This is a genomic window from Alistipes sp. AF48-12 (genome assembly GCF_003477565.1).
GTDB classification, from domain to species: domain Bacteria; phylum Bacteroidota; class Bacteroidia; order Bacteroidales; family Rikenellaceae; genus Alistipes_A; species Alistipes_A hominis.
Window position 1 is genome coordinate 50,397 of sequence record NZ_QUDJ01000017.1, and the last position, 19,744, is coordinate 70,140.

Sequence of the window (19,744 nt, forward strand, 5' to 3'; positions counted from 1 at the left end):
GATATTCATACCCGAATCCCCGATTCTGCAGTGAGGCCGTGCGCCGTTTGAATTAAATAAGTTATTTTTGCTCGAAAGAAAACCGTTCAGACCTATGGAAGAGATTATAAAACTCGACGAAGTAGACAAGTACAACAAATTTTTCGGACTCGAGACGCGGCATCCGCTGGTAAGCGTGGTCGATTTGTCGAAAGCGACGCGGTGGCCCGAGCATTTCAGGATCAATTATTGGGTGTATGCCCTTTTCCTGAAGGATACCCGTTGCGGCGACATCATGTACGGCCGTCAGAGTTACGATTATCAGGACGGGACGATCGTTAGTTTCGCGCCCGGACAGGTCGTGGAGACCGAGATGTCGCAAAATACCCGGCCGAATGCCCACGGTATCCTGTTCCACCCCGACCTGATCCGCGGAACGGCGCTCGGTCAGGAGATCCGGAATTATTCCTTTTTTTCTTACGAAACCCGCGAGGCGTTGCACCTCTCGGAAGAGGAGCGGCAAACCGTGATGGATTGCCTGTATAAGATCGAAGCGGAACTGAAGCACGGCATCGACAAGCACAGCCGCCGGCTGATTACGGCCAACATCGGGCTGTTGCTCGACTACTGTATGCGTTTTTACGAACGGCAGTTCACCACGCGCGAAGAGGTGAACAGAGACATCATCGTCCGTTTCGAACGGTTATTGGACGACTATTTCGACAGCGAGGCCCCGTTGCAGGAGGGACTGCCGACCGTCAAATACTTTGCCGACAAGGTGTTTCTTTCGGCAAACTATTTCGGCGATATGATCCGCAAGCAGACCGGACAGACCGCTTCGGAATACATTCAAAACAAGCTGATCGAACGGGCCAAAGAATCTTTGCTGTCGACCGATAAGACGACGAGCGAGATTGCCTACGGCCTGGGCTTCCAATACCCGCAGCACTTGAGTCGGATGTTCAAACGGGTTACGGGTTGCACCCCCAACGAGTTCCGCTCGCGGAAATAGTTTTTATGCGGAAAAGGCGATGAGCGACTTGCAATTTCCCGGTCTCTATATCGGCGAAGCTGCCGATCTCCGCCCGGCGCTCCCGTCCCTCGTCCGATGCGGATACTATGCGCTGGTCATGGCGGCGGATGTTTCCGAATCCGGGACGAAATACGGCCGGCAGTACTACGATTACAACTGCGGGACATTGATCTGCCGCCATCCGGACGCTGCATATGCAGGACTTCCGGCCTCCTGCCTGTGGGCGGTTGCATTCCACCCCGATCTGTTCGAGGGCTGCGTACAGGAGAAACGGGCCGAAGAGTATACGTTTTTTTTCGTATGCTCCCGCAGAAGCGCTCCACGTATCCTGCGAAGAACGTCGCATCCTCACCTCCTGTTTCGACGATCTGCGCCGGGAACTCCGTCACGGTGCGGATCGCTACACGCGCGCGATTCTGACCCGGCATATCATCCGGCTGCTGGATTATACGACCCGCTTTTACGAGCGGCAGTTCATCACCCGGAATACGGCGAACGAAGCCCTTGTCTGGGAGTACGAAGCCTTTGCCGACCGCTACCTCACCGACGGAAAATGGGCGATACGGGGCCCTCTTACCGCCGCACGTTGCGCGGAACGGCTCCGGTTGTCGGAAGCTTATTTCGAAGACCTTCTCGAACAGGAACTCGGGCACACGCATCATTGCCACATGCAACTCAGGCGTATCGAGATCGCGAAACGGAAATTGCGCCTGTCACAGGAACCGCTTTGCCAGATCGTACGAGAACTCGGATTCCCTTCGGTGCAATATTTCGGCTTTCTCTTCAAGAAAATGACCGGACTTTCCCCCGGCGAGTATAAAAGAATAAATTGAGTTGATAAATTTGGACAGGTCTTGTCCGATCCTATCGGCTCTTTGTCGAAGCGGATTCCGAACGTAGATCACAACGTTGGTTACGTATTCCTGTCGCTTTATGTCGTACAGATTCTGGGTGATAAAGGAATCTTCTACGGGACATCTATTTCTATGTAAAAAACAAAGATAATGATATGTTAATACTATACAAGTCTTTTAACGTCACTAAACTCAATAGATAAAAAATGAGCTTTACAACAGATAAGCTTTACAACAGATAATAATAGACGCAACTCGTTATTTTTGCAAAAAATAGAGATTGATATGGAACAACTGAATGTATTTGACTGCTCGAATGTCCTTATAGCAAGTTTTTTCACAGATGACAGAGGCTGCGCCCACGAGAATCGGGAACACACGCTGATCTACCTGTGTTCAGGCGAACTTGAAATCGAGGAACGCGGCAAGAAAACGATATTGCATCCGGGCGAGTGCGCGTTCATGCGGCGAGACAACCGCATGTGGTTACAGAAACACGCCGACGAGGAGCATCCTTACCGCTCCGTCGTGTTGAAATTCACGAAACCGTTTCTGCGGGAGTTCTACCAGACACTCGACAGAAAAGAGATTCCTATGGAATCGAAGCGTGAAAAAGTGAGCTTGCGTGTATTGCCGAATAACCGTCCGGACATCCGCAGCTTGTTTGAGTCGGTTGTCCCCTATTTCGATGCGGGCGTGAAACCCTCCGATGACGTGTTGAAACTCAAGATGATCGAGGGGGCTTATGTCTTACTAAACACGGACAAGAATCTCTACGCTTCACTGTTCGATTTCGTTGATCCGTGGAAAATAGACATCATCGACTATCTGAACGATAACTACATGTATGACCTGTCGATGGAAGAGATCGCAAGTTATACCGGTCGCAGTCTGGCGACGTTCAAACGCGATTTTGCCAAAGTTAGCGACTTGACGCCGCAGAAATGGATCATTAAACGCCGGTTGGAGGCCGCACACGAGTTGATAAAGTCCGGTAAGAAGCGGGTAACGGAAGCCTGTTTCGATGTCGGGTTCAAGAATCTTTCCCATTTCTCGAAAGTTTATAAGGAAACATACGGTTATGCTCCCAGTATGATTTGAGCTGGAAGAAAATCGGAATGAACTTCACGACAAAGTTGTTTGAGCCTCGCAGCAAAATGGTTGCGAGGTTTCCTTTTTACCTTTGCATCAGAATATTAAAAACAAAAGAAGTTATGAATGATATTTTTGCAAAGGACTTGAACGGCGAAATGGTCTCGCCTAATGACGCAGGTTACGAAAAGCTGATTGCAGACATCTTCGCCACGATGAAAACGGCGACGGAGATGAACACGGGCTATCGCACGCCTGAAGAGGTACACGAGTATATGGGGCGCATTCTCGGCAAACCGCTCGATAAGAGCACCACCGTATTGCCGCCTCTCTACATCGACTACGGCAAGCCCGTGACCGTCGGCAAGGGATGCTTCATCCAACAATGCTGTACTTTCTTCGGTCGCGGTGGCATCTCCATCGGCAATGATGTTTTTATCGGCCCGAAGGTTAATCTCATAACCATCAATCACGATGTCAATCCCGACAACCGCAGTGCCACCTACGGCCGCCCGATCGTCATTGAGGACAAGGTGTGGATCGGTATCAACTCTACGATATTGCCGGGCGTTAGGATCGGCTACGGAGCCATCGTCGGCGCCGGCAGCGTGGTGACGAGAGACGTGCCGGCCATGACCGTCGTAGCGGGCAATCCGGCAAGAATCATCAAAACGATCGAAAAGAAATAGATATGGAAGAGAAAAAGGGAATGAGCCGGCGCAGTTTTTTGAAGACTGCGGCCGCAGTAGGAGCGGCACTGACTATTCAGCCCGCAATAGATAAGGTAAAAGCCGCCAATGTCGCATTCAACGGAGAAAACGCATTGTCCACGGAAAAAGGCGGTATGCCGCACCGTACGCTCGGCACGGGCCGGGCGTGTCCGCTATTGGCTTCGGCGTGATGGGCATGACCTACAACCGTAGCCAGCACCCGGACAAGAAGCAGTGTATCCGCCTGCTACATGAAGCTGTGGAACGTGGCGTAACGCTTTTCGATACGGCCATCATCTACGGGCCGCTGACCAACGAGAATCTGGCAGGCGAAGCGTTGGCGGAGTTCAAAGACAGAATCAACGTGACGACCAAATTCGGACACGAAGTCATTGACGGCAAAGGCACGGGGCGTCAGGACAGCCGTCCTGCAACGATTCGCAAGTATTGTGAGGATTCGCTCCGCCGCCTGCGGCTCGACACGCTGCCTATGTTCTACCAGCACCGCGCCGACCCGAACGTACCTGCCGAGGAGGTGGCGCAGACCATTGCCGACCTGATGAAAGAGGGCAAGGTGCAGCACTGGGGCATGTGCGAGGTCAGCGCCGACACCATCCGCCGGGCCCATACCGTATGCTCGCTGACAGCCATTCAGAGCGAATACCACCTGATGCACCGCGACGTGGAGACGAACGGCGTGCTGAACACCTGCCGCGAGCTGGGTATCGGCTTCGTGCCGTACAGCCCGATCAACCGGGGATTTCTGGGCGGTTGTATCAACGAGTACACGGTCTTCGACCCGACGAACGACAACCGTCAGACCCTGCCGCGTTTCCGGCCGGAAGCGATACGAGCCAATACGCGCATCGTGAATGTGCTACAACAGTTCGGTCGCACGCGCGGCATGACTTCTGCGCAGGTGGCTCTCGGTTGGCTGTTGCAGAAAGCCCCGTGGATCGTGCCGATTCCGGGAACCACGAAACTCTCGCATCTGGAAGAAAACTTGCGCACGCTCGATTTCGACCTCGCAGCGGAGGAGTGGCGAGAACTCGAAACAGCCGTCGCCGCCCTTCCCGTCGTGGGCGACCGCTACAACGCCGAACAGCAGCGGCAGGTGGGACGATAATGTAAAGTATTTACTATAATAGATTATCTTATGAAACCATAGTTGGCGGAGGATAGGCGGAAGACGCCACCGGTGAGGATGCAAAAGCGGTATTCCAGCGCGAAATGATTTTCCCCATCGGAGAAGTGTAAAGCACTGGCATGGCGCAGCAGCCGACAGTTGGTTTGCGCACCTCGCATTTGACGTTCCCGGAGAAAAAACATCCAACGAGTGGCTCGAACCCGTAACCGACGAAGAGTACGACAAATTACAATAATCTTGAACTTACGAACGAAGTAAATTGAGCCTCGCAGCAAATACGTTGCGAGGCTTTGCTTTTACCTCTGCATCAAAGGAATAACTAAAAAATATCAGATATGAAAACGAAAATATTGCTTCTGTTCGCGTGGCTCATGGCGACTGCCACAGGATGTTCCGCTGATGAATCTCGTAAGGATTTGTCGGATATGCCTCCGGCCGAGAAACTGGAAGAACCGGTCGCTCCTGCCGGTAACCGCAAGGCACAGATCGTCTATTTCTCCCATACGGGCAATACGCGGACAATAGCCGGTTATATTCACGACATGGTAAAGAGCGATATGGTGGAACTCGAAACCGAGGATACTTATACCGATATTACGATACGCTGTTGGCGCAAATCCGTCAGGAGGTCGCAGATGAGTATTGTCCGCCGTTTGCGACACGCAGCGAAAACATGCTGGATACGGACAAACGATATGTTCCGACCTTGTTCGATTTCAGCGGAACATGCGGAATGAATCTGCTCGACCTGTTGCGAAAAGAAGAGGATGTTGAAATCAAGTGGCAAAAAATACTGAATGAGCTTTATAGCAAACTTAATTGAGCCGACGAACAAAGCCCGTTCGTCCGGCTCTGGCTATTTTTGCAATGTAAACCAGTAAAATATATGAATATGAAAAAGTTTCTGTATCTTCTTTTTGCGATGTTCATCACAGTGGGATTGAACGCCTGTTCTCCCGATGACGATCCGGAGAATGAACCCCCGACGGAAATTCCTGAAAATCCGGACGACCCCGATCAGCCGGATAATCCGGACCCCAATCCCAACCCTGACCCTGGCCCGAACCCGAATCCGAATCCGAATCCGAATCCGACAACAGGAAAGACGCTCATCGTCTATTACAGTTTCACGAACAACGTGCATACCGTCGTGGGTGACCTGCGCACGCAGATCGAAGCCGATGTGATACGGGTGGAACCGGCCGAGAAAGGACTCGACTATGCAGCGAACAATTACGCCATCGGCAGTGCATTGATTCAGGCGATCCGGAACAATCCCGGCAATGCATCTTCTTATCCGGCAATCGATCCCGTAGAGGTAGAGTTCGGGCAGTACGGCACCATCATCGTGGCGGCGCCGCTTTGGTGGAGCAACATGGCGGCTCCTTTGCAGACGTTCCTGTTCAACCATGGTGCGGAGATGGTCGGCAAGCGCATCGGTCTGATCGTATCGAGTTCGAGTAGCGGCATCAGCGGCGTGGAGTCGGACGCCAAGCGGTTGATTCCCGACGGGAACTTCCTGACGCCGAGCCTCTGGATCCGTTCGTCCCAGACGTCCGACTGCCACTCGATGATAGCCCAATGGCTGGAAGATATAGGTTATACGGAATAAAATAGGAGACGGTATGAAAAAGATATTCATTCTATCGATGCTGCTTGTTCCGGTGATGGTTTTCGCGGTATCCTCGTCGCCTATTTATCAGCGACAGGAACGACGGCACGAACCGCCGAAAAACTGGCAAATGTTACGGGAATGAATTAGAAAAGCGGGATAAATATTTAGCCCCTGCCGGATAAATTTGCGGCAGGGGCTGTTTGTGATGCACAAGAATTCCTTTATTTCAATTTATTCAGCCAGGACTGCACGGTCTTTTTTGCCTGGGCCTGCGAGTTCTGGGCGGTAGTTCCTTGAACTGCGAGACCTTTGGCAATGGTCGCGCCCTTGCAGGCTTGTTCCAAAAGACGCTCCGTGCCGGACAATTCGCTGCCCTCGTGCGTGCAGAACGGGATGACGGTCTTCCCATTCCAGTCGTGCTTTTCGATGAAGGTATAGACCGCCATCGGCATATCTCCCCACCAGTTGGGATAACCCAGGAAGATGACATCGTAATCCTCTGCGGCAATGTCCTCTTTTACGGCAGGCCGGGCCTTGTTCTCCTTTTCTGTTTTGGCAATGTCCACACAAGCCCTGTATTCATCGGGATAAGGCTTCACCGGTTCTATCTGAAATAATTTGCCATTGGTCTCTCCCGCAATCATCTCGGCAATGATGTGCGTATTGCCTTTGCTGATGTTTCCGACATTGTAATTCTCTCCGGTACGGGAGAAAAATGCCACCAATACTTTCTTGTCTTTCATTATATTCTCTTTTGGTGCAGTGTTTTGCGCGAATGCGGAAATCCCGCATATGCAAAGCACGGTTAAAATCGACAGAATCTTTTTCATGATTTCATACTGTTTTCGGAGGTTGTATTATTTACACCGATAACGAATCCAGACCGTTTCCGTTCCGGCTATCCGCTCGACACTTTGCAGTTTCAAATGATAGGGTGCTTCACTCTTCCAGGTGCAGCCGTCAAACAGGGCGGTCTGTCCCTTGCGGCCGTCAATACCCGAAGCCAGCAACAGGCTGACTTCATCGATGAGTCCGGCTTCAAGAAAGCCTCCGTTGATATTGCCTCCACCGACAATAATCAAACGTTTCACATCGAATTGTTCGCTTAAAATATCCGTTGCACGGTGCAGGTCGATGCGCTCTTTTCCCGTCGCTATCCATGATACATTGTTCTTGCGAAGCATCTCAAGATGGGGTTCCGGCACGTTCTCGCTCATCACCACAAGCAGGGGATGCCCGTCCGCCTCGCCGGATGCCATCTGCAACCGTCCGTGGGTATCGACGATGACGGTGTACTCCCCGCTTTCCACTGCTTTGTGGACAGACTCTTTGCCAAGTCTCGCACCGGCATACCCGGAAATTTCCTCCTTTACTGCGGTACATTCAAGCGCGGCCGTCACCCGACCGGATAATTTGGAACTCGAACCGAAACTTTCCAATGTGGTGTAATACTCTTCACCGCTGATCTGTGCCACCATCGGACAGTCGATTCTTCCGTCGATGGATGCCACCATGTGGCAAATAATATAAGGTCTCATAACTTCTTTATATTTTATTTGTTATCTGTTTTTTCAGGTTTCAACTCTCCGTAGAAATAGGCCGCGGTGGCCCCTCCGTCGATGAGAAAATCGGAGCCCGTGATAAACGCTCCCCGGCCGCTCATCAGTAGTTCGGCGACATTGGCCACTTCGTCTGCCGTTCCGGGACGACCTGCCGGACATTTGGCGAACATGTTCTTGTAAAATTCGCCTCTCGGACCGTTGAACTCGTCGATAGCCAAAGGTGTTACGATGATACCCGGCGAGATGGAATTGACACGCGCTCCCCGTTCTCCCCATTTTACGGCCTCCGCCATGACACGCTTCACGTTGCAGCGTTTCGCCATCTGGTAGGCGTGCAGGGTGTCGCGGATGCGGTCCGGTTGCAACATATCCAATGCAAGCAGCGCGTCAGTCGGAGTGGTGGCGAGCAGCTCGTCCTCTTCCGGAGTGAGAGCCGGCATACGGTGTCCCGACTGACTGGAGATGGTAACCCCGACACCGCCGCACCCGATTACCTTGCCAACTTCTTCCAGCAAGAGGGCCGTTCCATACAAATCCACCCTCAAAATGGTTTCAATGGGTGCCTGACTGGGAGATACGCCCGCAGCATTAACAAGCATTGAAATCTCACCAAACTTTTGGGCTTCGGCAATCATGTTCAAAATGGATTCCCTTGAAGACAAATCCATCTCTACGGGACTCGTATCAAATCCTGCTTCATTCAAAATCCTGCTGACACTTTCCGCATTTTTCTGCGTCCTGTCGCCCACTACGATTTTCTTTCCGTAGCCCATTCTTCGAGCTATTGCCATCCCTATCTGACCGGCTCCGATTAAGAGCATTACTTCTGTATTCATATAACATTCAGGTATTTTTTATTTTGCAAAAATAGCGGATAAAGTATATATAGATGATAGACGGATTACGGATAAGTTTACCTAAATTACGGTTCTTGATTTTTTCAGTTTATAGGTTCCATTGCAAATCCTTATTTTTGTATCCGAATTAAGCGTAAATGAGGATGAATGAGAGAGTAAAGGAATTTAGAATAGACATGCGCCAACCTGAAGAAGCCGATCCCGCCGAGGGTATTCGTTGCACACAACTGTGTTTCAGAATCAATCACACCATGCCGATGACGGACGAGTATGACCGGCTTGTATCCGGAACTGTTTGCCGGTAATATTTTGAGTCGCTGCGGCGACACCGGATAGTACGAGACCGTCGGATTGCTCATCGTCCCGATCAATCGAGGCGGCGCGAAGCTCGATATGGCCAATCTTCAGAGCCTTTGTTATCCGTGCCATAACCGCGTCGGGCATCGAATCGCACACGAGATAACCAACACTTGGTTGCCTATGATATAAACCGATGAAAATGGGCGTGCGGTTGTGGTTTGCAAGCGAAAAAATGGAGCCGCCTGCGCCCATTATGAAAACCGAATATGAGAACGACACTGAAACTGACGCAGATCGTGGAGGAGTGGCTCGCCGAGACGGACATCCTTACGGCGACGAAGGCCGCCGCCGTAAGGTGGCCCGCATCGACATATTCGAGACTTCGATACCTAATTAATGGACGCACGGTCATCCATATCCCAGCGTAAGGGCAAAGTAGATAAACGCGATACGGTCGCCGTGCCGGGGATGATCGCGGAGCAGGACAGTTGTAACGTTTGGGGGCACGAATAGAATCAATACTTGATCTTGAAATAGTCGAGTATCGCCTTATCGTTATCTTGTGCGTTAAGACAGGTATCCGTTAGATACTCTTTTACTTCGGGCCAGCGTTGCAAGTCTCGGTAATAAAACATCTTCAGGTCGTCGGTGATGATGAAAGACACGATGCCGTTTGCGAGGCACTCTTTGAAGAGGAGGAGCCGACCGACACGACCGTTGCCATCCTGAAACGGATGTATGGATTCGAAACGCTGATGCAGGTCGAGCAGATCGGTAAACGACTTTCTCGGTTTGGCGTTGTATTCGGCAAGCAAGGCTTTCATTTCGCGCCGCACATTTTCCGGTGCGGCGGTTTCGTTACCGCCTACCTCATTGGGCAGGCGTTTGTATTCCCCGACGGCGAACCACTCCTTGCGGCTGTTCGATGTTCCCGATTTGAGTATTGCGTGCAACTCTTTGATAAGAGATTCGGTAATCCTCTCCTTGGCACGATCGATAATGAGGTCGATGCAACGGAAATGATTTGTCGTCTCTATGATATTGTCTGTACGCACGCTCTCGCCCTCGATTCCGTCAATAACGAAAAATCCTCACAACATCAATGTTGTGAGGATTTTGCTTGATTTTTCTTCTAAGGCTTGCTTAAGTTGTGATCCGCCTGGGTTATGAACCAAACGTTATTTCTTCCTCAATATCAGTACTTTCGGAAATTTTGGCTTTGCATCCGTCACGCTTTAGTCCTTAAAAACTGTCTGCTCTTGTCCGGTGTCTGTCTGCCAACATCTTGGGTTCAAATGTACGCATTATTTTTGAATTTTGCAAACCGTTGAAAATAAACATTCTAAGGTTAGTGCAAGGTGCAAGCTATATATATAAATATATACTTGCACCTTGCACTAAAATTTGTAGGCATAAATTCTCAAAATAAACTTATTACTTGCCAAGAGAGAAAAATATTTTCTGTATTTCTTTTGCAGATAAAAGTTTGTTTTATACTTTTGTGTAATCAATTACGTTTTTAATAACATATAATATGGGATTTTTTGAAAAAACAGGTAAAATGGCTATTGGTAGCAGATTACGTATGCTTACCGATAAGGTTACAGCTGACGCATCTCAAATTTATCAATTGTATGATGTGGATATAAAACCTAAATGGTTTCCCGTCTTTTTTGTATTATCTGATGGAGAAACTAAGACGATAACGGGTATTGCCAAAGAAATAGGTCATACTCACCCGTCAGTGAGTAATATTGTAAAAGAAATGGATGCAAAGGGGCTAATAAAAGAAATAACGGACAAAACAGACAAAAGAAGAAATGTTATTGTTCTGTCTGATAAAGGAAAAGAAATGGCAGATATTTTATCTACGCAATGCTCTGATGTAGCAACAGCAATCGAGAATATATCAAAAGAAACACGTAATGATTTATGGAGAGCTATTGAAGAATGGGAAGAATTACTTTCTGAGAAAAGTTTATTTCAACGGGTGAAAGAGGCGAAAAAGGCAAGAGAAAGCCATGATATACAGATAGTTTCTTATACCCCAAGTTTTCAAGCTATATTCAAATCGTTGAATGAGAATTGGATAACTGCCCATTGGCGTTTAGAAGCACATGATTTGGAATATCTTGATTATCCTCAACAAAATATTATTGATAAAGGTGGATATATTTTTGTTGCGACTTACAAAAACGAACCAGTTGGCGTATGTGCTCTCTGTAAAATGGATGATTTAATATTTGATTACGAATTGGCAAAACTTGCTGTCAGTCCAAAAGCACAAGGGAAAGGTATTGGCATTCTGTTATGTAAGGCTGCTGTAAATAAGGCAAAAGAACTTGGAGCCAAGAAATTATTCCTTGAAAGCAACACACTGTTAAAACCTGCTATTCATATATACAAAAAGATAGGATTTAAAGAACTTTCTGAATATCATCCTGCTTATGAAAGAGGTGATATTCAAATGGAGCTGACAATATAAATCGACAATATTTATGCTTAGTAGATTATTCGTTTTGAATGTAGCTAATTTATGTAGTTGTCCTTTTAATGAAAACATATTGAAAACAAATAACGAAAAAGCAATTAATCTAAAAAGTAGAAAGATGACAAAGACAAAAATTGTGGTACACAAAAAAGATGCCTTGAAAAAAGTATTTAAAGGTGTTTCATTGGATTCTTTGGCAATTGGTGAAAAGTCAATGGTAGCCAAGATGAATTATGTAAAAGGTAATTTCGCCACAACGCATCAACACCCGCATGAGCAATGCGGCTATGTTATTTCAGGTGAATACCGATTGAAAGTGGAAATACCGGAAGAAAATATTGATATATTGCTTCATGCAGGCGATAGCTATGCTATTCCGGGGAACACGCCCCATTCGTTTGAAGTTATTGAAGGTGGTGAGGTTGTTGATGTGTTCACTCCTCAACGAGAAGATTACTTGTAATAATTGAGAATCCACCTTGCTGTTGATTTTAGCAAGGTGGATGACTTACAAAAGAATTACAGATGAAAGAGAAACTTTCCCAAATATTAGTTCTAATAGATTCAGAAATAGATGAAATTGACCTCTACGGTTATGATATTATTCCGACTTCTCTTTCAATGGTGCATCGGTTACAAGACGTATTGAATGATTTAAGAAATCAATTGCAAACTTATGTTTTCCCTACTAAGGAAGATGAAATATCATTCTTTAAGTCCCAGAAGCCGGAAATACTTGGTCGATTATTGTATTTTCATAAAATATATCGTATAGAAACGCAATGTCCTAATGGTAGTAATGAAGCCGTTAGAAGCTATCTTAATAAGGAATTGGACAATCTGACCTATTTCTTCAATAGGAATTTAGATTTTTATCAGTATTATCGTTCACATTCAACCATATATGATGAATACTATTTTGTTCGTGGAAAGGCTGATTTAAGATTATGTACGGATAGCGTACAACTTGACAAAGATCCAAAATTCTCAACTGGATATGATTACAAGGTCGCAAAAATTATAGCCAATGAGATGTTACGTATTTATTTAAATAAGAGGTTAGTTAAACTGGAAACCGATAATCTTGTAGAAGATAACCTGCAAAAAGGCACGAAATGTCCTTTTCGTTTCACGGGTAAAAAAGTTTTTCTTATAGAATTGGGTTATTCTCTTGTTTCTTCGGGGGACATTAACAATGGAAATGTGGAAATTAAAGAAATAATGAACTTTCTCGGCACAGTGTTTCAAGTGGAATTAGGGGATTATTATGCTGCTTATATTGCCATGAAAGAACGGAAGAAAGACCGGACGGCATATCTTACCCGTTTGCAAGATTGTCTGATTAAGCGTATGGACAAAGATGATAGCAAATAATATTTTTTTCTTTTCGCAAGTAATTATGTTCTTGCAATAAATAAACCATTCAGTATTTCAATCAATATTGAATGGTTTATTGTTTTCATTCAATATTGCCATATTGAAATCTTGCTTTCAATCAATCAAGCTATCAATATTTCAATAAAACAAGATTGCAGAATTACAAAAATAAACTCATCGGTCGGGGAACGCCCAGCGGCAAGGGGCGGGACCACCCATCCCGACGAGCGAAAAAATCTTTAGTTGGGGAATCTCTTTCTTTTATTGGCAAACGACTTCGGAGTGAATTTGCCCAAGGTGTTTTGCGGCACGGAAAACAGATTTGTGTGCCATAAATCACACCTTGCTGTTATCTGACGATAACATAGTTTCATCGGCTGGCAGTCCTGTGTGGAACATCCAACTTTTGAGCCAATATTTCCATGTCGCTACTTACTTTCAAATTGGTAATCCTCGCATAAATTTGAGTGGTTCTGATATTGGTATGTCCCAAAATCTTAGATACCGTTTCAATGGGAACACCATTGGCAAGCAGCACCGAAGTCGCACACGAATGTCTTGCAACGTGGTAGGTCAAGGTCTTTTCAATTCCGCAAATGGCTGCGATTTCTTTTAAGTAATCATTCATTTTCTGATTGCTGATAATTGGTAAAATCTTACCGTTTGGTAATTTGTCTTTGTACTTTTCCAATATGGCTTTTGGTATATCCAGCAATCGGACGGTAGATGTAACATTTGTTTTGTGTCTTTTCCGTATAATCCACAAATTACCGTCAAATCCGGTACGAATGTCCTCTTGTCTTAGTTCGCATACATCAATGTAGGAAAGTGCCGTATAGCAGCTAAAAATGAACAAATCACGTACTTGTTCCAGTCGCTTGGTGCAGAACTTGTGATTGTAAATAGCGGTAATTTCTTCCATAGTCAGATAATCCCTATCGGTACGTTCAAATTTTACCCGATAAGACCCGAAAGGTCGGCAGTCACCAAACCCGTATTCTTGGCAAAGTTTACCACTGTGCGAAAGCGTTGTACGAACTTCATAGCCGTATTATGGCTGCATCCGTAGTTGTTCTTGATATACAGCAGGAAATCTTCAATGAATACCACATTTATATCTTTTATGAGCATGTCGGAAACGGAGTACTTGAACTTCATAAACTCGATAAGCCGTTTCTTTGTCAGTTCATAACGTGAATAGGTTTTGTCTGTGGTATTCATTTTGACCTTTTGCAAATACTGCTCGTTGTGCTGTTTGAAGAACTCTATCAAAGTCCGTTCTCTTGCTATCTTGCCTAAAAAAGCGTTCTTTACCAGTTCTGCGGTTACATATCCGTTTTGCGCCATTAACGCATGGTAATGTTGATGAACTGTGCTACGAATACTTTCCAGCATAGAATTGATGTGTACAGCTTCTGCGGTTCTGCCGGAAGCCTTGCCTAATTCCACGCTCCAGTGAGCCGGATTTATTTCCAGTTTGGTGTTAAACTGGGCTACAACTTGGTCGATAGTGATACGTGCGATAATCGGTGCGTTACCGTTCTTCTTTACTGCATTTCGTTTGACGAAATAGAGTAGCTTAAAAGTACTTCTCATAATCTCTTTTTTTAGTTACAAACTTAAATTGATAAACTGAAAATGAGATATTTGCAGTACGGACAAATCAAGACAACAAACCGCCAATTTTGGACATTCCGTGACCTAAAATCTTAGAGGGTGGACAGGTCATGAATTGGTCACAAAAGTGTGTCATTTTGTGACCTTTTCGTGTCTTAGGTCACAGACATTATACAAAGAAAAACTCCTACAATACCTTGATATTGTAGGAGTTGTACATTTACTGTCCATTTCTGTCCAGCGTTTCTGTGATCCAGCCGGGGCTCGAACCCGGGACCCCAACATTAAAAGTGTTGTGCTCTACCAGCTGAGCTACTGAATCTCCGTTTTTGGTGGTGCAAAGATAGACAGATTTTTCTTTAAACCAAAAATAAAACGGTTTTCTTTGCCTTTTTTTGTCATTTTATCGCAGTTCGCACCGGTCGTTTCGTGCGGTCGTTCAGGTTTCGGGGCGGTACCCCGTGTCGGGAGGAAGGTTCGGCAAAGATGCCGCCGCGACGGCCAGTCGGTCGCAGCGTTCGTTTTCGGGAATGTCGGCATGTCCTTTCACCCAGACGAAGCGAACGCGGTGGCGGCGGTACGCTTTCAGGAACCGCGTCCACAGGTCGGCATTTTTTTTATCTTTGAAACCTTTGCGTTCCCAACCGAAAACCCAGCCTTTTTCGACTGAATTGACGACATACTGCGAGTCGCTGTAAATCGTCACTTCGCACTGGTCGTACCGGAGCGCTTCGAGCCCCGCGATGACGGCCATCAGTTCCATCCGGTTGTTGGTCGTATGGGCGTAGCCGGCGCTCAGTTCTTTGCGGAACGGGCCGCTCAGCAGGACTACCCCGTATCCGCCGCGTCCGGGATTCCCCTGTGCGGCGCCGTCGGTGTAAATCGTAATTTGTCTCGGCATATGCGTTAAAAAAGAGGGACGCGCCCTCTTCTTTGTTAGTAAATTCGACCCCGGTACGGCCTGAGGAAGCCTCCGCCCTACCCTCGTGATTGCTATTTGTGCTCGCCTTTGGCTTCGATACACAGCGTGGCGTGCGGTACGATACGCAGGCGTTCCTTCGGGATCAACTTCCCCGTTTCGCGGCAGATGCCGTAGGTTTTGTTCTCGATGCGGACGAGCGCTGCCTCCAAATGCTGGATAAATTTTAGCTGCCGTTGGGCAAGGCGTCCGGATTCTTCTTTCGACAACGTGGCGGCACCCTCTTCGAGCACTTTGAAAGTCGGCGAGGTATCCTCGATATCGTTGCTTGCGGTGTGCGTAATAGTCGATCTCAGCAAATCGTAGTCAGCCTTTGCCTTTTGCAATTTTTCCAGTATTATCTGCTTAAACTCCTGCAGCTCCTCGTCGGAATACCGTGTTTTTTCATTTTCAGACATGGCCCTAAAGTTTTTGGTTTATGTATAAAAATAATATTAATTTACGAATCGGCAAAAGTTTTTGGCGGTAACCCCGGAAAATAATCGTCCGCAGGTTATGCTTTTTTGACCAATATGCTGACTGTCAAATCGTCCAACTCGATGTTTTGCGTGTCGGGATCGGTTATCGAATCGGCTGAGGAAATACTTACCGCCAGCGTTTGCGCGGCGATATAATCGCCGTACGATTCGACCGCTCCGTCGGTTTGACCGTTCTTGCCGATCGTTATCCGGATTTTGTCCGTGACTTCGAACCCGCTCTCTTTTCGGATGTTCTGGATACGGTTTACCAATTCCCGTGCCATTCCTTCTCGCTTCAGCTCTTCGGTTACCGTGATATCCATCGCGACGGTCAGTTTCCCTTCGGCGGCGACCAGCCAACCCGGCATGTCCTCCGACGTGATGTCGAAATCGGCGGCCGTGGCTTCGATCTTCACGCCGTCAATTTCGGCCGTCCACGAGTCGGTGCGTTCCAACTGTGCGATGTCGGCCTGCGAGAATCCGGCGACCAGCGCCGAAATTTGTTTCATCTGCTTTCCGTACCGGGGGCCTAACGTCTTGAAATTCGGCTTGATCCGTTTGGTGATTACGCCGGTTGTGTCTTCGATGAATTCGAGTTGCTTGATATTCACTTCGTTCAGGATCAAACTCTTGACGGCTTCGATATGCTCTTTCAGCACAGGGTCGAGCACCGGGATCAGGATCCTGCTCAGCGGTTGGCGCACCTTGATATTGACCTTGCGGCGCAGCGCCAGCACCATCGACGATACCTTCTGGGCGAGCGCCATTTTCTCTTCCAGGTCGCTGTTTACCAGCGAATCGTTCGCCTTGGGGAATGCGCTGAGGTGTACCGACGCATCGCAGTGGCGTCCGCTGAGGGCGTTCAGGTCGGTGAAGATCCGGTCGCTGATAAACGGCGCGAACGGCGCAGCCAGTTGCGAAACGGTCTCCAGACAGGTATAGAGCGTCTGGTAAGCGGCCAGTTTATCTTCGGAAAGTTCGCCGCCCCAGAAACGTTTTCGGTTCAGGCGCACGTACCAGTTCGACAGGTTTTCGCCGACGAATTCCTGGATGGCGCGAGCCGCCGGCGTCGGATCGTAATTTTCGAGCGCGTCCGTTACCTCTTTGACCAGCGTGTTCAGCAGCGAGATGATCCAGCGGTCGATCTCGGGACGTTTTTCGACCGGCACTTCCGGTTCGCGGCCGGTGAATCCGTCCACGTTGGCGTACAGCGCGAAAAAGCTGTACGTATTGTACAACGTTCCGAAGAATTTGCGCCGTACTTCGTCCACGCCTTCCACGTCGAACTTGAGGTTGTCCCACGGCTGCGAGTTCGAGATCATGTACCAACGTACCGCGTCCGCCCCGTATTTTTCGAGCACTTCGAACGGATCGACGGCGTTGCCGAGGCGCTTGCTCATCTTGTTGCCGTTCTTGTCGAGCACCAGACCGTTCGAAATGATGTTTTTGAACGCCACGCTGTCGAACAACATCGTGGCCAGCGCATGCAGCGTGAAGAACCAGCCGCGCGTCTGGTCCACTCCTTCGGCTACGTAATCGGCCGGATATACTTTTCGGAACTCCGCATCGCCGATCTCGAACGGATAGTGCACCTGGGCGTAGGGCATGGCCCCCGAATCGAACCACACGTCGATCAGGTCGCTCTCGCGCACCATCTTTTCACCTTTGTCGGATACCAGCACGATGTTGTCCACATAGGGCCGGTGCAGATCGAATTTTTCGTAATTCTCTTTGCTGAAATCGCCTTCGACGTAACCTGCGAACGGGTTTTCGGTCATAAAACCGGCGGCGACCGATTTGTCGATTTCGGCTTTCAGCTCGGCGACTGAGCCGATGCATTTCAGTTCGCTGTGGTCTTCGGTCGCCCAGATCGGCAGCGGGGTGCCCCAATACCGTGAGCGCGACAGGTTCCAGTCGACGAGGTTCTCGAGCCATTTGCCGAAACGTCCCGAACCGGTGCTGGCCGGTTTCCAGTTAATCGTTTCGTTCAGCGCGATCAGCCGGTCTTTGACGGCCGTCGTTTTGATGAACCACGAGTCCAGCGGGTAGTACAACACCGGTTTATCGGTACGCCAGCAATGCGGATAGTTGTGCGTGTGCTTTTCGATCTTGAATACTTTGTTCTCGAATTTCAGCTTCATGCACAGGTCGATGTCGAGCGTCGGATCGTTGTCCGTCAGCTTCGGATCGTAAGCGTTTTTGACGAAACGGCCTTCGTATTCTTTGTAGGCAGTCGTATCGACATGGGTTTTCACGAACTCCGGATCCATGTCCGCGATCAGGAAAAATTTCCCGGTGCGGTCGACCATCGGCTGGCGTTTGCCGGCGCGGTCGGTCACCATCAGCGGGGCGATTCCGTTTTGCCTGGCTACGCGGTCGTCGTCGGCGCCGAACGTCGGCGCGATGTGCACGATTCCCGTACCGTCCTCGGTCGTCACGAAGTCGCCGGTGATGACGCGGAATGCGTCGCCGTCCGGCTTGATCCACGGGATCAGTTGTTCGTATTCGACGCCGGCGAGGTCTTTGCCCATGTACTCTCCGATCACCCGGTACGGAATGTTTTTGCCGTCCCCGCCGTAACCGTCCAGCGGCAACTCTCCGTTTTTCTTCGGAAAAAAGTTATGCAGCAGCTCTTTGGCCAGGATAACGGTGATCGGTTCGGCCGTATACGGATTGAACGACTCTACTTTTACGTAACGGATTGCGGGCCCTACGGCCAGCGCGGTATTCGACGGCAACGTCCACGGCGTGGTCGTCCACGCCATGAAGTACAGCGCCCCTTCGACCCCTTCGAACAACGGCTCGCTTTTCGCGTTGCGAACGATCCGGAACTGCGCCGTGCAGGTCGTGTCCTTCACGTCGCGGTAGCAGCCCGGCTGGTTCAGCTCGTGGTTGCTGAGCCCCGTGCCGGCGGCCGGCGAATAGGGCTGTATCGTATATCCTTTATACAGCAGTCCCTTCTTGTACAACTCGGCGAGCAGGAACCACAGCGTCTCGATGTACTTGTTGTCGTAGGTGATGTACGGGTCGTCCATGTTGATCCAGTACCCCATGTCGCGGGTCAGCCGTTCCCACATGTCGGTATAGGTCATCACTTCGCGGCGGCAGATGCGGTTGTACTCCTCGATCGAAATTTTCGTGCCGATGTCCTCTTTGGTGATGCCGAGCTTCTTTTCGACGCCCAATCGACGGGCAGTCCGTGCGTGTCCCATCCCGCTTTGCGGTGTACGAGAAAACCCTGCTGCGTTTTGTAGCGGCAGACGATGTCCTTGATCGTACGCGCCATGACGTGGTGGATCCCCGGCGTTCCGTTGGCCGACGGAGGACCTTCGTAAAAGACGAACGTCGGATGTCCCTCGCGGGTCGTTATGCTCTGGTGGAATGCGTCGTTGCGGTCCCACTGTTCGAGAATTTCCCGGTTGATCTGCGATAGATCGAGTCCTTTATACTCTTTGAATTTTGAACTGCCCATGTTTCGATAACTTGACTTTTGCAATAATCTGCAAAAATAGCTATTTTTTGGCAGATTGTCAATAATATCCCGGGATTATGCGAAATCGGTTCTGCCGGCGGGTTCACTCCCCGCCGTGCCGCGGGGCCGACGGATGGTTTTATATGCGTTGACTACCAGCAGTACGCCGACGAAAACCGCGATCGAGGCGAGTCCACGATC

The 19,744-nt window shown here is 48.8% G+C and carries 17 protein-coding genes, 1 tRNA gene and 4 pseudogenes; 12 read left to right on the forward strand and 10 right to left on the reverse strand.

Annotated features, from left to right (window positions below; all coding sequences use genetic code 11):
* Nucleotides 1-94: 94 nt before the first annotated feature.
* From DW082_RS11055 to DW082_RS11085, 7 genes and pseudogenes are all read left to right on the forward strand, one after another.
* Nucleotides 95-991, forward strand: a complete 897-nt coding sequence (locus tag DW082_RS11055; protein ID WP_118458634.1) for an AraC family transcriptional regulator — start codon at nucleotides 95-97, stop codon at nucleotides 989-991.
* A 215-nt stretch (nucleotides 992-1,206) separates the two neighbouring features.
* Nucleotides 1,207-1,845 (forward strand): helix-turn-helix transcriptional regulator, encoded by a 639-nt coding sequence (locus tag DW082_RS11060; protein ID WP_259335610.1) that lies wholly within the window; start codon nucleotides 1,207-1,209, stop codon nucleotides 1,843-1,845.
* 306 nt (nucleotides 1,846-2,151) lie between these two features.
* Nucleotides 2,152-2,967 (forward strand): AraC family transcriptional regulator, encoded by an 816-nt coding sequence (locus tag DW082_RS11065; protein ID WP_118458636.1) that lies wholly within the window; start codon nucleotides 2,152-2,154, stop codon nucleotides 2,965-2,967.
* 113 nt (nucleotides 2,968-3,080) lie between these two features.
* Nucleotides 3,081-3,647 carry a DapH/DapD/GlmU-related protein gene (locus tag DW082_RS11070; protein WP_118458668.1) on the forward strand — a complete coding sequence of 189 codons (567 nt, stop codon included), beginning with the start codon at nucleotides 3,081-3,083 and terminating at the stop codon, nucleotides 3,645-3,647.
* A 2-nt stretch (nucleotides 3,648-3,649) separates the two neighbouring features.
* A pseudogene (locus DW082_RS11075) lies at nucleotides 3,650-4,794 on the forward strand (aldo/keto reductase).
* A gap of 356 nt (nucleotides 4,795-5,150) precedes the next feature.
* Complete coding sequence (locus tag DW082_RS11080; RefSeq protein ID WP_228385773.1) at nucleotides 5,151-5,552, forward strand: hypothetical protein; 402 nt, start codon at nucleotides 5,151-5,153, stop codon at nucleotides 5,550-5,552.
* A 155-nt stretch (nucleotides 5,553-5,707) separates the two neighbouring features.
* Nucleotides 5,708-6,427, forward strand: coding sequence for a flavodoxin (locus DW082_RS11085; protein ID WP_118458670.1), 720 nt, complete (start codon nucleotides 5,708-5,710; stop codon nucleotides 6,425-6,427).
* A 224-nt stretch (nucleotides 6,428-6,651) separates the two neighbouring features.
* Here DW082_RS11085 and DW082_RS11095 read toward each other — a convergent pair whose 3' ends face one another.
* From DW082_RS11095 to DW082_RS11105, 3 genes are read right to left on the reverse strand one after another with little or no spacing between them, the layout of a single operon-like run.
* Complete coding sequence (locus DW082_RS11095) at nucleotides 6,652-7,260, reverse strand: flavodoxin (protein WP_118458638.1); 609 nt, start codon at nucleotides 7,258-7,260, stop codon at nucleotides 6,652-6,654.
* 27 nt (nucleotides 7,261-7,287) lie between these two features.
* Nucleotides 7,288-7,968, reverse strand: coding sequence for a dihydrofolate reductase family protein (locus DW082_RS11100; protein ID WP_118458640.1), 681 nt, complete (start codon nucleotides 7,966-7,968; stop codon nucleotides 7,288-7,290).
* Between the two features lie 14 nt (nucleotides 7,969-7,982).
* Nucleotides 7,983-8,828 (reverse strand): SDR family oxidoreductase, encoded by an 846-nt coding sequence (locus tag DW082_RS11105; RefSeq protein ID WP_118458642.1) that lies wholly within the window; start codon nucleotides 8,826-8,828, stop codon nucleotides 7,983-7,985.
* A 414-nt stretch (nucleotides 8,829-9,242) separates the two neighbouring features.
* On the opposite strand from DW082_RS11105, the gene DW082_RS15510 reads away from it, so the two are divergent.
* Complete coding sequence (locus tag DW082_RS15510; RefSeq protein ID WP_409049079.1) at nucleotides 9,243-9,338, forward strand: hypothetical protein; 96 nt, start codon at nucleotides 9,243-9,245, stop codon at nucleotides 9,336-9,338.
* A gap of 77 nt (nucleotides 9,339-9,415) precedes the next feature.
* Nucleotides 9,416-9,577 (forward strand): hypothetical protein, encoded by a 162-nt coding sequence (locus DW082_RS14570; RefSeq protein WP_182424155.1) that lies wholly within the window; start codon nucleotides 9,416-9,418, stop codon nucleotides 9,575-9,577.
* A gap of 87 nt (nucleotides 9,578-9,664) precedes the next feature.
* Here the strand turns inward: DW082_RS14570 and DW082_RS11120 are convergent.
* A pseudogene (locus tag DW082_RS11120) lies at nucleotides 9,665-10,222 on the reverse strand (Fic family protein); the annotation flags it as partial.
* A 461-nt stretch (nucleotides 10,223-10,683) separates the two neighbouring features.
* Here DW082_RS11120 and DW082_RS11125 point away from each other — a divergent pair.
* The 3 genes from DW082_RS11125 (at nucleotide 10,684) to DW082_RS11135 (ending at nucleotide 13,014) form a co-directional block, all read left to right on the forward strand.
* The gene (locus tag DW082_RS11125) at nucleotides 10,684-11,634 is read left to right on the forward strand and encodes a GNAT family N-acetyltransferase (protein WP_118458650.1); all 951 of its coding nucleotides are present in this window, start codon (nucleotides 10,684-10,686) and stop codon (nucleotides 11,632-11,634) included.
* Between the two features lie 13 nt (nucleotides 11,635-11,647).
* Nucleotides 11,648-12,103, forward strand: coding sequence for a cupin domain-containing protein (locus DW082_RS11130; RefSeq protein WP_118458652.1), 456 nt, complete (start codon nucleotides 11,648-11,650; stop codon nucleotides 12,101-12,103).
* Between the two features lie 62 nt (nucleotides 12,104-12,165).
* Nucleotides 12,166-13,014 carry an RteC domain-containing protein gene (locus DW082_RS11135; RefSeq protein ID WP_118458654.1) on the forward strand — a complete coding sequence of 283 codons (849 nt, stop codon included), beginning with the start codon at nucleotides 12,166-12,168 and terminating at the stop codon, nucleotides 13,012-13,014.
* A gap of 373 nt (nucleotides 13,015-13,387) precedes the next feature.
* Here DW082_RS11135 and DW082_RS11140 read toward each other — a convergent pair.
* The 6 genes and pseudogenes from DW082_RS11140 to ileS form a co-directional block, all read right to left on the reverse strand.
* A pseudogene (locus DW082_RS11140) lies at nucleotides 13,388-14,613 on the reverse strand (site-specific integrase).
* A 270-nt stretch (nucleotides 14,614-14,883) separates the two neighbouring features.
* Nucleotides 14,884-14,956: transfer RNA gene (locus DW082_RS11145), tRNA-Lys, on the reverse strand.
* Nucleotides 14,957-15,073: 117 nt separating this feature from the next.
* Nucleotides 15,074-15,535: a ribonuclease HI gene (gene rnhA / locus DW082_RS11150; RefSeq protein WP_101570697.1), complete on the reverse strand. Its 462-nt coding sequence runs from the start codon at nucleotides 15,533-15,535 to the stop codon at nucleotides 15,074-15,076.
* 92 nt (nucleotides 15,536-15,627) lie between these two features.
* On the reverse strand, nucleotides 15,628-16,011 hold the full coding sequence (locus DW082_RS11155) for a TraR/DksA family transcriptional regulator (protein WP_055204085.1): 384 nt from the start codon (nucleotides 16,009-16,011) through the stop codon (nucleotides 15,628-15,630).
* 95 nt (nucleotides 16,012-16,106) lie between these two features.
* A complete protein-coding gene (locus tag DW082_RS15515; RefSeq protein WP_409049080.1) occupies nucleotides 16,107-16,811 on the reverse strand; it encodes a DUF5915 domain-containing protein in 705 nt (234 codons plus the stop codon).
* A pseudogene (gene ileS, locus DW082_RS11160) lies at nucleotides 16,800-19,543 on the reverse strand (isoleucine--tRNA ligase); the annotation flags it as partial. The pseudogene ileS and the gene DW082_RS15515, both read right to left, overlap by 12 nt.
* Nucleotides 19,544-19,744: the final 201 nt, after the last annotated feature.

Excerpts from the sequence above, each read along its gene's own strand:
- DW082_RS11055 (WP_118458634.1), top strand. The coding sequence starts at position 95 with ATGGAAGAGATTATAAAACTCGACGAAGTAGACAAGTACAACAAATTT.
- DW082_RS11060 (WP_259335610.1), top strand. The coding sequence starts at position 1,207 with ATGCAGGACTTCCGGCCTCCTGCCTGTGGGCGGTTGCATTCCACCCCG.
- DW082_RS11065 (WP_118458636.1), top strand. The coding sequence starts at position 2,152 with ATGGAACAACTGAATGTATTTGACTGCTCGAATGTCCTTATAGCAAGT.
- DW082_RS11070 (WP_118458668.1), top strand. The coding sequence starts at position 3,081 with ATGAATGATATTTTTGCAAAGGACTTGAACGGCGAAATGGTCTCGCCT.
- DW082_RS11080 (WP_228385773.1), top strand. The coding sequence starts at position 5,151 with ATGAAAACGAAAATATTGCTTCTGTTCGCGTGGCTCATGGCGACTGCC.
- DW082_RS11085 (WP_118458670.1), top strand. The coding sequence starts at position 5,708 with ATGAAAAAGTTTCTGTATCTTCTTTTTGCGATGTTCATCACAGTGGGA.
- DW082_RS11095 (WP_118458638.1), bottom strand. The coding sequence starts at position 7,260 with ATGAAAAAGATTCTGTCGATTTTAACCGTGCTTTGCATATGCGGGATT.
- DW082_RS11100 (WP_118458640.1), bottom strand. The coding sequence starts at position 7,968 with ATGAGACCTTATATTATTTGCCACATGGTGGCATCCATCGACGGAAGA.
- DW082_RS11105 (WP_118458642.1), bottom strand. The coding sequence starts at position 8,828 with ATGAATACAGAAGTAATGCTCTTAATCGGAGCCGGTCAGATAGGGATG.
- DW082_RS15510 (WP_409049079.1), top strand. The coding sequence starts at position 9,243 with ATGGCCAATCTTCAGAGCCTTTGTTATCCGTGCCATAACCGCGTCGGG.
- DW082_RS14570 (WP_182424155.1), top strand. The coding sequence starts at position 9,416 with ATGAGAACGACACTGAAACTGACGCAGATCGTGGAGGAGTGGCTCGCC.
- DW082_RS11125 (WP_118458650.1), top strand. The coding sequence starts at position 10,684 with ATGGGATTTTTTGAAAAAACAGGTAAAATGGCTATTGGTAGCAGATTA.
- DW082_RS11130 (WP_118458652.1), top strand. The coding sequence starts at position 11,648 with ATGCTTAGTAGATTATTCGTTTTGAATGTAGCTAATTTATGTAGTTGT.
- DW082_RS11135 (WP_118458654.1), top strand. The coding sequence starts at position 12,166 with ATGAAAGAGAAACTTTCCCAAATATTAGTTCTAATAGATTCAGAAATA.
- rnhA (WP_101570697.1), bottom strand. The coding sequence starts at position 15,535 with ATGCCGAGACAAATTACGATTTACACCGACGGCGCCGCACAGGGGAAT.
- DW082_RS11155 (WP_055204085.1), bottom strand. The coding sequence starts at position 16,011 with ATGTCTGAAAATGAAAAAACACGGTATTCCGACGAGGAGCTGCAGGAG.
- DW082_RS15515 (WP_409049080.1), bottom strand. The coding sequence starts at position 16,811 with ATGGTGCTGGCGCTGCGCCGCAAGGTCAATATCAAGGTGCGCCAACCG.